Raw genomic sequence first — 11,734 nt, forward strand, 5'->3', positions numbered from 1 at the left:
TTGAACATAGATGAAAGCGTATTTTTTTGCAAAGAAATGGAGGATTCAGATGAGAAAGAAAGTAATAGTTGTAAATAGGCTGGAGAAAGAAGTTTTAGATGGGTTAAAGGAAAAATGTGATGTGACATATTTTTCAACTTCTTCTCCACTGATGGATGATAATTTTAAAACAGCTTTAGCAAGTGCAGAAGGTATTATTGGATTAGGATTGCCTGTTAATAATGAATTACTAGATTTGGCACCAAACGTAAAAATCATTAGTAATGTTTCTGTTGGGTATAATAATTTAGATATCGATGAGATGACAAAACGAGGTATTATGGCGACCAATACACCTGATGTGCTAACAGATACGGTAGCAGATACAATGTTCGGTCTTTTGCTAGCAACAGCAAGACGAATGCCCGAACTTGACCAATATGTAAAAACTCGTCAATGGAAAGCTGATCTATCTGCAGATTTTTACGGTGTAGATGTCCATCATAAAACATTAGGAATTATTGGAATGGGGAAAATTGGTTTTGCGATCGCACACCGAGCTCATCATGGTTTTCATATGAATATTTTATATCATAACCGTTCGAAAAAGCCAGAAGCTGAGGCCAACGTAAATGCTTCATACCGAAAGCTTGACGATCTTTTAACAGAGTCTGACTATGTTCTACTCATTACACCGTTAACAAAAGAAACGCAAGGAATGCTTACTTTACGTGAATTTAAATTAATGAAAAAAACTGGAATCTTTATTAATGGGTCCCGTGGTCATACGATTGTTGAAAAAGATTTAATTACGGCATTACAAACGAAAGAAATTGCCGCCGCAGGACTTGATGTATTTGAAAAAGAGCCAATTGAACCCGATAATCCCTTACTAGATATGCCAAATGTTGTAACGTTGCCACATATCGGTTCATCTACCTATGAAACAGAATTAAAAATGTCCAAGCTTGCCTGTGAGAACTTACTCGCTGGGCTCAATAATGAAAAGCCACCTAGCTTAATTAACGAATCTGTTTGGAAAGGATAAGCACCTAATTGTACATATTTCCTGAGATAAAAGTCTCGATCGGCTCAACTTCGCCATCATCGTTTTTAATTTATCCTATTTTCTCAAAAGTCGTTCCGTCTTCGTGCGGGGCGATTTTTTATATAAGGTTTATATGGGAAGTTATCCACAATGATTATAAGGGTATAATTATATGTTAGTTGCACCATAAAACCCGGAAACAGCACATAATTGAATATTTCAACACATAAAAGAATTTCTCGGTACATAAGGCACAACTTTCGCCTAAACAATACATAAGTGGGTTCTGTGATAAGGTAATGCTTCTTCGATGATAAAAACAATTCATTACGTTTTGTTAGGTAAAAGTAAAAAGTAGGCAGAGAATCGAATTCTCTACCTGCTTTTTATAGTGCTTTTTCAATTGCTTCTTTTATTCGGTCATGTGTAAATGGTTTCACGATAAAATCTTGAGCACCTGCTTGGATCGCTTCTAAGACCATTCCTTGTTGTCCCATTGCAGAACACATAATGATTTTTACGTCTGGATCGGTCTTTCTTATTTCTTTGACTGCATCTGTGCCACTCATTTCTGGCATCGTAATATCCATTGTAATCATATCTGGATTTAACTCATTGTTTTTTTCAACTGCTTCTAAGCCATTTGTTGCTTCCCCAACCACTTCATGTCCTAACTTCGTCACTATATCTTTTAATTGCATGCGCATGAAAGCAGCGTCATCTGTTATTAATATTTTAGCCATGTTTTTCTCCCTTTTGTCCTAGTACGTTCATACTACTCAATAGTAATCGATTTACTTCTATAATTCAAATGATTTTTCCTCGATTCTTTATGAATCGCTCTTATTTCAAGATAAATTTCGTTTTACTATATCCTTCTTTCAACTTTTTCACTTCAAGCATTGCTGGAAAAACAGTTTTTAACTCATCCACATGAGAAATGACACCAATCATTCGACCTGTTTGTTGCAAGCTAATAAGTGCATCGATTGACTTTTGAAGTGACTCTTCGTCAAGTGAACCAAATCCTTCATCGATAAACATCGTCTCCACGGAAATATTCCCCTGGAAACTTTGAATGACATCAGACATTCCAAGTGCTAGACATAGAGATGCAATAAACTTTTCTCCACCAGATAATGTTTTCACATCACGATTTTGTCCAGTATAAGCATCATACACATCAATAGCAAGCCCACTTTGCCGCCCATGTGTTTCCTGGCGATCACTTCGAATTAAATAAAACTGGCCATTTGTTAGTGATTTAAAACGTTCATTTGCCGCTGCGATTATTTGGTCCAAATAATCAATTTGTAAAAACCGTTCAAACGATATTCGTTTCATATTTTGTCCCCGCAGCACATCAAAAAGATCTGTTACTGTTGCCACTTCCTTTTCCAATGCTGCTACCTCGGATTGCACAGTCAAAATATTTTTCTTTATATCCATTGCTTTTTCAGCATTATTTTTTGCCCTATTTAATCGTTCAAATGCTGTTTCATATAACTGTTTTAATTTTTTTAATTGCTCTTCGATAACGCTTATATCGACTTGTTCTTTTCCTTGTAATTGTACGGATAGCTCTTCTATTTGCTTTTGTAATGTAGCAATTTGCTGTTTATATAATTCTATTTCTTTTTGCAACCTTTCACGTTCATGGACAGATAATTTTGCCTGCTTATACATTTGTTCATCTAAAAATTGGGCTTCTTTTAACCGTTCCTTAAATAAAGCTTCGACTTGTTGCACAATCGTTTTGATTTTCTCGAGTTCGATCTTTGCATGTGCAACATTCACCTGTGCAGTCGTATATGTTTTATCAGCTTGTTGGAGTTGTGCTTGAATTTCTTTCCACTGCTTGTCTAATTTGTTTTTTAATGTTTCCGTTTCCGTGATTTTCAATTGTAATTGCTGCAAATCTTGAATGTTTTCCGGGATATTGCGTACGCGTTCGTTAAAGGTCGCATGAATTGTTGTAAATTCAGTTTGTTGTTTAGACAAAGATGCTTCAAATTGCTCTTTTTCTTCTCTAGCTTGTTTTACTTCACGTTCTAACCTTTCAATCGATTGCTTCTCTTTTTCAATTTCTTCGGCTAGCTTGTCTAAAGCAACTACTTCTTCTGATAGCTTTTGTCCTTCTTGGATGGTGTTTTCCATTTCCGTATCGACATGTTCTAAAGCAACTTCATACGTAGCCACCTGTTGTGATTGTTCCTTTAACTTGGAAGTACATAGACGGAAATCGGCCAATATTGCTTGGTATGCTTGGTGCTTTTCACTTTGATCCACTTTTACTTTATCTAGCTCTTCCTTCGTTACTTGATCTTTATCGATCAGCGCTTTTTTCGGGTGACTAATGCTACCACAAACTGGACAATGATCCCCATCATGTAGATGACTTGCTAAAACAGCTGCTTGATTTTGAAACCAGATTGTTTCATATTGTTTATACCGCTTCTCTGCTCGCTTGTATATGCTTTCCTTCTGTTCTAACTCCTTTTGGATATACCATTGGTTTTTTCTTAGTTTCGTATACTCATGGAATACTCGATACTTTTCGCGTAAGTTATGAACTTGATCTTGCTTCTTTGCACGGTCATTCATACGACTTTCTTTTTTAGATAATCCTTTTTTCAAGCTGTCTATTTCTGATTCTTTTCTTTTTAGCGTTGAATTTGCGTTCGATATGTCATTTGTCAACTTTGTTATCGATTGTTGTAATGTTTCTAGTTTTTGTTTCGTTTCATCCATTTCACGAACCGATGGCAAAAACTCTTTAAAACGCTCGACATCGATTGTCAGCTTTTTTCGTTCCTCTTCTTTTCTTTCTTCTTCTATGTATGCTTTTTTTGTTTTCTCGACTACTTTTTCAGCTGCCTCTAATTCATGTATCGCTTGGTTGAACGTATTTTCTTTTTCTAGACACTCCTTTCGACGATCTCTTACTTGCTGTTCGTATGGCTCCAATTGATCTGCACGTTTAGCTGCTGCAACTTGTTGTTCTTTTCGTAAAAATTCGATCCTTTTATTTTGTAAAATTTCTACTTCTTTCTTTTTCTCGTCCAATGAAACAAATTGCTTATTGATTTCCACTGTTTGGTGGTAATATGTTTACTTTTGTTCGTATTTGTTTAAGCTTTCCGTATACTCTTTATTTGCTACTGTTATATGTTTCTTTAAATGAAAAATTTCTTCATCTAAACTAGTAATGATTTGTTCTACATTGTAAAACTCATTATCTAATAAAGTAAAAAGAGTGGAATCCTCTCGCCTTTCAAGTGTTGCATGAATACTGTTCATATAATGATCAAGCATTTGTTGTTCATGAAGAAAGCGCTTATGAACCGTTTCCTTCTTTTCTTTTAATAGTGTATTCATTTGTTTGTATCGTTCTGTCTTAAATAATCTTCTTAAAATAGCCTCTTTATTTTCTGTTTCCGATGTTAATAATTTACGAAATTCACCTTGTGGCAACATCACAATTTGTTTAAATTGGTCTTGTGTTAATCCGATAATACGTTCTATTTGTTCATTTATTTCAGAGACGATTTGTCTATCAACAGATGGAATCTCTGTGCCATCAGCTAATTGTTCAAAAAATTCATATCGTTCCCCAGTCCGGGTTTTATTTCCTTTTTTTACATGCCCCAGCTGTCTGAGTACACGATACACTCGTCCCTTTAATTGAAATAGTAATTCAACGGCCGTATGAATTTGATCATCGGCAAAATGACTTCGTAGCATGACAGTATTTTCACGATCTGAACCACTTGCCGTTCCGTAAAGAGCAAAACAAATCGCATCAAAAATCGTTGTTTTACCAGCTCCTGTTGCACCAGAAATGACAAATAAATGGTGGTCATGTAGCTTCGTAAAATCAATTATTTCTTTATCTTTATACGGTCCGAAAGCTGTCATACTTAATTGTAATGGTTTCAATTTTACCACCATCCTTTTCCATTAATTTGTTACTACTTCTTCCATTCGCTCCATCGTTTCATTTTCAACCTTTAACCATTCATCAAGAACTTCGATGAAAATCTTTTCCGTTTCTTCAGATGCTTCAAATCCTTTTACCTCTTTATAAAATGCTTGAAATAACTCGATATCGGTTAATTCGTGCCGCTGCTTGTCGCTTGCACCCTCTACTGACTGGATCAACCCATCATATTTTCGTTCCACATGCATCGCATTGGGAAAAACGGATCGTACTTTTTCCATCGGTGATAATACTGGTGTCTCATCTATTAATTTTACAAACACATAATCCTCGTTGATCGGCATATTAAGTAGATCATCTATTTTAGACGTTACAGTTCTAACATCTCGTCGCGGTGTAAGTGTCCGCTTTTCAATTGTTGTTTTCCCTTCTCTATCTAATTCAACGATATAGAAGCCTTTATGATGATGTTCTTCTGAAATGGAATATTTTAAAGGTGACCCACTATACCGAATCGTATCATGTTTTACTTTATGTGCCTGGTGAAGATGACCAAGTGCTGTATAATGAAAGGCTTCAAAATGAAGGGCATTTACATGTTCAGCTCCACCAATTGACAGCGGTCGCTCAGACTCACTCGTATTATCCTCTTTTTCACCGTATGGAGTGACAAAAGCATGTCCAACATAAACATGACGAGCATGTTTGTCCATTTTTTGTTTTAAATGGCGAGTAATCTGTTCTGCTGCATCATCATGTGTTTTGATAGAATCATCTTGGAATGTATGTCGAATAACGCTAGGATCACAATAAGGAATTAGATGAAAATGAACTTCACCATATTCATCATGCAAAACGACTGGCGGACTATCTGTTTCAAAATGACCGACAATATGAAATCCTTTTTTGGTCATGATGTTACTTCCAAAATGGAGCCGACTTGGACTGTCATGATTTCCAGCTACTGCAAGTACAGGAGTGTTTAATGTTAAAACAATTTCATCTAGTACTCTATTTAAAAGTTGTACTGCGTCTGTTGGAGGAACTGCCCGGTCGTATAAATCTCCTGCAATGATCACTGCATCAGGTTTTTCTTCTTTCACCGCTTCAATAAACTGCTCTAATACATATGCTTGATCCTCTGTCATATAAACACCTTGAACTAATTTCCCTAAATGCCAGTCTGCTGTATGAAAGATTTTCATTTTATCCATCCTTTCTTTCCTAGTTTTCAAATAAAATCTTCTGCTTCTATTTTACCATGTCTTTCTCCCTTCTTCCTATTAATCGAGTAGATCGTGTAAGGCATCATCTTTTTTGTAGCAGCATTTTGAAAGTTACATATTCATTTATGCATGGTTTACCAAAAATGACAAAAACTATTGTGAGGTGTTATCCATGTATAAAAAACATGAACGAAATTTAATTGTACTTACTTTGATTGTTGCACTGATCATGCTTATTTCACTTGTTAGTCGAACGATCCATTAAAAAGGGAGAGAAAAATCACTTGGGCAATGAAGATGCACTATTTTATAGTCGAATTTTAACAGAGCTTACCCTCTCTTTTCATATTATTTACGCAACGATCGGTGTTGGCGTACCACTGATGATAATGATCGCACAATGGGTAGGGATTAAAAAAAAGGATGAACATTATATTTTACTTGCCAGACGTTGGACACGCGGGTTTGTTATAACAGTAGCAGTTGGGGTCGTAACAGGGACAGCAATTGGACTACAGCTGACTTTACTATGGCCTAATTTTATGGAGCTTGCCGGAAATGTCATTGCGCTTCCACTTTTTATGGAAACATTCGCTTTCTTTTTCGAAGCAATATTTCTCGGGATATATTTATATACGTGGGATCGATTTCGCAATCAACGAAAACATTTACTATTACTCGTCCCAGTTGCTCTTGGTGCTGCTTTTTCTGCGGTATTTATTACGATGGTCAACGCTTTTATGAATGCCCCACAAGGGTTTGAACTTGTTAATGGTGAGCTTGTAAATGTGAATCCAATTGTTGCGATGTTTAATCCTGCAATGCCAACTAAAGTTGCCCATGTTGTCTCATCCGCGTTTATGACATCGGCATTTATTCTTGCATCCATAGCAGCTTTTCGGTTATTGCGGGGGTCTAATCATTTGTATCATAAAAAAGCACTATATTTAACGATGAAGGTTGGACTTATTTTTTCTATTGCTACTGCATTGATTGGCGATTTTTCAGGAAAATATTTGGCAGAATATCAACCAGAAAAACTCGCTGCTGCAGAATGGCATTTTGAAACGACAGAAAAAGCACCGCTAATTTTATTTGGGGTACTTCAAGAAGGGGAACCTCGCTACGGTATTTCTATTCCTTATGCATTAAGTATTCTAGCTTATAACAATCCATATGCGGAAGTAACCGGTCTTGACCAATTCCCGGAAGACGAAATTCCTCCGCTTTATATCCATTATTTATTTAATATTATGGTTGCGATCGGAATGTGGTTGACGATTTTATCTTTTATTTTCTGGCTTGGAATAAAACGTGACTGGAAGTTCGTAACAGGCAGTTGGTTTAAGCGACTTATCGTATTAGGAGGGCCATTGTCTATCATTGCGATTGAAACGGGTTGGTGGTTAGCAGAAGTTGGTAGGCAACCGTGGGTTCTTCGGGGCTTGATGCGAACAGCTGAAGCGGCGACATCAAGTGATCAAGTCGATCTTATGCTCCTATTATTTGCATGTTTATACATTGTTTTAGCTATTGGCTCTGTCGTCGTCTTAAGAAGAATGTTTAGAAAAAACCCCGTGGAAAAAGAATTAAGCGACCGAAATAATAACAAAGAGGAGGAGCGAACATGAATATAGATATTGAAATTGTAGGAATAACGGTACTTTGGACCTTTTTATTCGGTTATTTAATCATTGGTTCTATTGACTATGGAGCTGGATTTTTTAACGCTTACAATTTACTTACAGATAAAGAACATGTTTTAACTAAAATTATTCAACGATATTTATCGCCTGTATGGGAAGTGACGAATGTTTTTCTCGTTTTCTTTTTCGTCGGAATTATTGGTTTTTTTCCTAAAACTGCTTTTTATTACGGAACCGTTTTACTTGTTCCAGTTAGTATAGCTTTACTGTTACTTGCTATCCGTGGTTCATACTATGCTTTTGAAACATATGGTGCAAGAGGACATAAAGGATATTCGTTTATGTATGGGTTGTCGGGTTTATTATTACCTGCTTCCTTGTCAATCGTTCTCACAATCTCGGAGGGCGGTTTCGTACATCTTGACCGTGGGAAGCCTGTGTTAAATTATTTTATTCTATTTATTAGTCCGTTAACATGGAGTATTTTTCTTTTAAGTATCACCGCTGTTCTCTATATTTCCGCCGTTTTTTTAACTTGGTATGCACATAAAGCAAAGGATACACTCGCCACAAATGTAATGAGGAAATATGCATTAATTTGGTCGCTTCCATCCATTATTACAGCTAGTAGTATTATATATCAATTAAAATTTCATAATGATGAACATTTTAACCGCCTTATGCATCTATGGTGGATGTTTGCCCTGTCACTTTTATTTTTTGTTGGTACGGTTTTATTACTTTGGGCGAAAAGAAATTATGGATTTGCTTTTATTTCATTAATCGCTCAATATGCACTTGCTTTTTACGGCTATGGCATTTCACATTATCCGTATCTTCTTTATCCATTTTTAACGTTGTACGATAGCTTTACGAATGAAGCGATGGCTATCTCGCTTATTATTGCCTTTATTTTAGGTTTAGGCTTGTTAATTCCATCTTTATATCTTTTACTCCGATTATTTCTGTTTAATAAAGGATATGTTAAAGGTAACTCAGACTATTATTAGAAAGGAAACGTGACATGACAAGCTTTATTATATTTATTGCACCTTTTATTGTGTTACTGATCGCTGTTGTTGCTGTGTTCCTAGTTGCACCGCGGGATAAATCTGTGAAATAGACTATCCCTTTATCGATATTTATCGTACTTCTTGAACAACGTGTAAAAGGAAATGGTAGTACTCTTTCTTTTCCCCCCTTTTCCGCTTCTTACTGGATACTTTCTGGGCCCCCTACTTAGGTTGAACTTTTACCACGAAGCAATTACCGACTTCATGGACGCGCTTAATGAAAAAAGCCGAACCATTTGGTCAGCTTTTTGTTCATTCACTTGAAAACTTCCTATTACCAATTTTCTTTTCGAAATTCCTCTAATTTTTCCAACCACATCAAAATTAACTCCCTTAGTTCCTTCGTATCGATATGATAGGAATCGAGGCTATTAACATCTTCCATATCCTCAAATAAATCAGTAATCATCGTTTCATCCGCTTTAATCTTTAATACACATCGATTGCCGCTTGATTCGATATATTCTTCTTCTCCTAACAACACTTGATCAATTTCTTCTATTATTTTACCACCTAAAAGATTTGCATCCGCCATCAAAAATTCACTAACAATTGCCAGTTTCGGATCATCAAAATCGATTGCCAACACTTTTCTTTCCTGAAAACCATTTTTCAATACTACTTCTCTAAATTGATACAAGTTTCACACTCCTTAATAAATCGGAAAGGCAGATATGATTTTTTCCTGCTCATCTACATACATTCGAATAACCATACCTTCTTTTGTTAACCCTTCATATGTATTACCTGAAATAAATTCCTTTGATTCATATGCCTCATTAATAGCATCCACCACTTGCTGGGTATCCCAATCTTTTGGAAAAAAGGTAGACTTACCACCGTTCGATGTTTTTTCCACATGATTCACAACAACTTCAGCTTCATACACGCCTAATTCATTTGGTTTTGTTTCTGTTCCCTCGATTACCTCCCCCTTTTTGGTAGGCAATCGATCATAATGAAATCCAACCGCAGCCCCTTTTTTATTTATTTCCCCTTCCAAAATATGTTCTAACGCCAGATTTCGAAAATATTCCGTATGTTCCAAATCAGTTATTGCAGTAACCTCATTTATCTCAATAACTGTTGATTCATTTTCGATCCCTTCCTCTAAATCACAACCGAATAACATGAATAAAGTAAAAGTAAGCAAAAATATAGTTGATCGTTTAATAAACATCTTATTCACCTTATGTTATAAATATTTAGTCAAAAATTAATTATTGCTACAATAAAGATCGTAACTCTTAACATCATTTACCAATATTTGTTTCAATCCAGCTTGTTGTTTCTCTATTTGAATCAAAGTTTTTATGACTTGCTGGATGACAGCTTTTCATTCTTCCATCTATAGAAAAAAGCAAAAATCATATCATCACTTTCTTTCGTCAACTTTGTATCAAATTGATTTCGTTCAGTAAAACAATTTGGATTTTAGGTTAGTGCAAATTAGCAAATTGTGTACGTTTCATTTTTTAACAATCGTTTTTATCGTGAGAATCTCCTCCTTCGCTTATTATTCTATCATTCTTTATCACTTATCTTGAAATATTTATGGTACCATAAGAGGAGCTATTTTTAAAATGAAAGAAATAACCTTTAACAAGTGGGGGGAGTATGATGAAACGAGTATTTATTTTCTTTATCGCCATTTTGTTTCTTCTTTTTGGATGTAGAGCCGATGTCACCTCAGACGAAGTTGACTTAACGAAACAACGTACACAAATCGAAATGCCTGACAATATGCCAGATGACTTCCATTTTTCAGTCAAATTCGGCATTTATAAAAACAATGAAATTAATACATTTGATCATACAGTGACAAAGGATTTAATAGAAGATGGAACGGTAACTACAGATCTTACTCTTTCTAATGAAGAAATGGAAGAAATTTATGGAAAAATGAAAGCGCTAAATATAATGGAAAATAAAAATCTAACTGCTGATACAAATTGTATGCAGGAACCACACGAAGAAGACGAATGGATTATTTCATTGAACGGTGAAAGTATCAGACATTACTATACAGAAAAAAATTGCGAATTAACCTATGATGCTAAACAATTAATGGAATTACGAAATGACATTTTTCGAATTGTAAAAAGTAAAGACGAATACAAAGACCTTCCAGAAGCTAGTGGAGGGTATGATTAACTCAACTCAATGTAGTTGTTTTCATACTGCCTAATCCATTTAAATGACACGTGTTTCCCGTCATGATCAGGCTGTATCGTGACTAGTAGTTAGGGTCTGCTGAACAATTAAATTGCGTTTCATCTTACCGTTGTCTTCCGCGAAATGTGACATGCTTTTTAGCGGGCACGGCTTCAGCCCTCCGACGCACAATGTTTATTGCGACGAGTAATCGCAGTCGCAGGACGTGCTAGTGCAAATCTTTACGGTGGGACGAGTAATCGCAGTCCCAGATGTTGCGACAAAGCTTTTCGATGGGACGAACAAAAGTGCAAACTCTTTTCGATGGGACTAGCATTTAGCGCAGTCCCAGTCCCAGGACGTCGCGTACTTAACCTGCCTCGGAAGAAAACCACTTCCTGCGAGGTCTTCCGACGTACAGGATGTACTAGCGCAGACGAAGATATAAGGACGTGGCGTTCTTAGTCTGCGTTCATCTGTTGCTTTTCCCGCTGGAGTCAGTCACTTTCGCTCCAGACAACTAGAGTAGTTCATTGCATATGCAAAGGTTTTTTGGTGAAAAAGTCAAAAATATTGCACTTTATATCGAGAAAAACGGGTATAAACTATCGATATAGATGGGATTTCTATTTATTCAGTAAACCCTAGTTAGACCTTTCGCATTTTTA

11 protein-coding genes are annotated in these 11,734 nt (G+C 36.0%); 5 read left to right on the forward strand and 6 right to left on the reverse strand.

Going from position 1 to position 11,734, the window contains the following annotated elements:
* Nucleotides 1–49 precede the first annotated feature (49 nt).
* Nucleotides 50–1,027: a 2-hydroxyacid dehydrogenase gene (locus tag DFR56_RS03515; RefSeq protein WP_110394054.1), complete on the forward strand. Its 978-nt coding sequence runs from the start codon at nt 50–52 to the stop codon at nt 1,025–1,027.
* A gap of 386 nt (nt 1,028–1,413) precedes the next feature.
* Here the strand turns inward: DFR56_RS03515 and DFR56_RS03520 are convergent, their stop codons facing one another.
* The 4 genes from DFR56_RS03520 to DFR56_RS03535 form a co-directional block, all read right to left on the reverse strand.
* Nucleotides 1,414–1,770, reverse strand: coding sequence for a response regulator (locus DFR56_RS03520; RefSeq protein ID WP_110394055.1), 357 nt, complete (start codon nt 1,768–1,770; stop codon nt 1,414–1,416).
* 100 nt (nt 1,771–1,870) lie between these two features.
* Nucleotides 1,871–4,093: an AAA family ATPase gene (locus tag DFR56_RS03525; RefSeq protein ID WP_211320603.1), complete on the reverse strand. Its 2,223-nt coding sequence runs from the start codon at nt 4,091–4,093 to the stop codon at nt 1,871–1,873.
* 45 nt (nt 4,094–4,138) lie between these two features.
* Complete coding sequence (locus DFR56_RS03530; protein ID WP_211320604.1) at nt 4,139–4,966, reverse strand: AAA family ATPase; 828 nt, start codon at nt 4,964–4,966, stop codon at nt 4,139–4,141.
* A 21-nt stretch (nt 4,967–4,987) separates the two neighbouring features.
* Entirely contained in the window at nt 4,988–6,172 is a 1,185-nt protein-coding gene (locus tag DFR56_RS03535) for an exonuclease SbcCD subunit D (protein WP_110394058.1), read from the reverse strand.
* Nucleotides 6,173–6,477: 305 nt separating this feature from the next.
* Here DFR56_RS03535 and DFR56_RS03540 point away from each other — a divergent pair, with 305 nt between their 5' ends.
* From DFR56_RS03540 to cydS, 3 genes are read left to right on the forward strand one after another with little or no spacing between them, the layout of a single operon-like run.
* Nucleotides 6,478–7,824 carry a cytochrome ubiquinol oxidase subunit I gene (locus tag DFR56_RS03540; RefSeq protein ID WP_110394059.1) on the forward strand — a complete coding sequence of 449 codons (1,347 nt, stop codon included), beginning with the start codon at nt 6,478–6,480 and terminating at the stop codon, nt 7,822–7,824.
* Nucleotides 7,825–7,826: 2 nt separating this feature from the next.
* Nucleotides 7,827–8,849: a cytochrome d ubiquinol oxidase subunit II gene (locus DFR56_RS03545; RefSeq protein WP_110394313.1), complete on the forward strand. Its 1,023-nt coding sequence runs from the start codon at nt 7,827–7,829 to the stop codon at nt 8,847–8,849.
* A gap of 14 nt (nt 8,850–8,863) precedes the next feature.
* On the forward strand, nt 8,864–8,962 hold the full coding sequence (gene cydS / locus DFR56_RS23935) for a cytochrome bd oxidase small subunit CydS family protein (protein WP_372442913.1): 99 nt from the start codon (nt 8,864–8,866) through the stop codon (nt 8,960–8,962).
* Between the two features lie 224 nt (nt 8,963–9,186).
* Here cydS and DFR56_RS03550 read toward each other — a convergent pair whose 3' ends face one another.
* Together DFR56_RS03550 and DFR56_RS03555 are read right to left on the reverse strand one after the other, a co-directional pair.
* On the reverse strand, nt 9,187–9,552 hold the full coding sequence (locus tag DFR56_RS03550) for a hypothetical protein (RefSeq protein WP_110394060.1): 366 nt from the start codon (nt 9,550–9,552) through the stop codon (nt 9,187–9,189).
* 12 nt (nt 9,553–9,564) lie between these two features.
* Nucleotides 9,565–10,092 carry an EndoU domain-containing protein gene (locus DFR56_RS03555; protein WP_110394061.1) on the reverse strand — a complete coding sequence of 176 codons (528 nt, stop codon included), beginning with the start codon at nt 10,090–10,092 and terminating at the stop codon, nt 9,565–9,567.
* 440 nt (nt 10,093–10,532) lie between these two features.
* Here DFR56_RS03555 and DFR56_RS03560 point away from each other — a divergent pair, with 440 nt between their 5' ends.
* Nucleotides 10,533–11,066 (forward strand): hypothetical protein, encoded by a 534-nt coding sequence (locus tag DFR56_RS03560; RefSeq protein WP_110394062.1) that lies wholly within the window; start codon nt 10,533–10,535, stop codon nt 11,064–11,066.
* Nucleotides 11,067–11,734: the final 668 nt, after the last annotated feature.

It is taken from the genome of Pseudogracilibacillus auburnensis (genome assembly GCF_003201975.1).
Classification (GTDB): domain Bacteria; phylum Bacillota; class Bacilli; order Bacillales; family Amphibacillaceae; genus Pseudogracilibacillus; species Pseudogracilibacillus auburnensis.

Coding starts and splice junctions, on each gene's coding strand:
- DFR56_RS03555 (WP_110394061.1), bottom strand. CDS start 10,092: ATGTTTATTAAACGATCAACTATATTTTTGCTTACTTTTACTTTATTC.
- DFR56_RS03520 (WP_110394055.1), bottom strand. CDS start 1,770: ATGGCTAAAATATTAATAACAGATGACGCTGCTTTCATGCGCATGCAA.
- DFR56_RS03535 (WP_110394058.1), bottom strand. CDS start 6,172: ATGAAAATCTTTCATACAGCAGACTGGCATTTAGGGAAATTAGTTCAA.
- DFR56_RS03515 (WP_110394054.1), top strand. CDS start 50: ATGAGAAAGAAAGTAATAGTTGTAAATAGGCTGGAGAAAGAAGTTTTA.
- cydS (WP_372442913.1), top strand. CDS start 8,864: ATGACAAGCTTTATTATATTTATTGCACCTTTTATTGTGTTACTGATC.
- DFR56_RS03560 (WP_110394062.1), top strand. CDS start 10,533: ATGAAACGAGTATTTATTTTCTTTATCGCCATTTTGTTTCTTCTTTTT.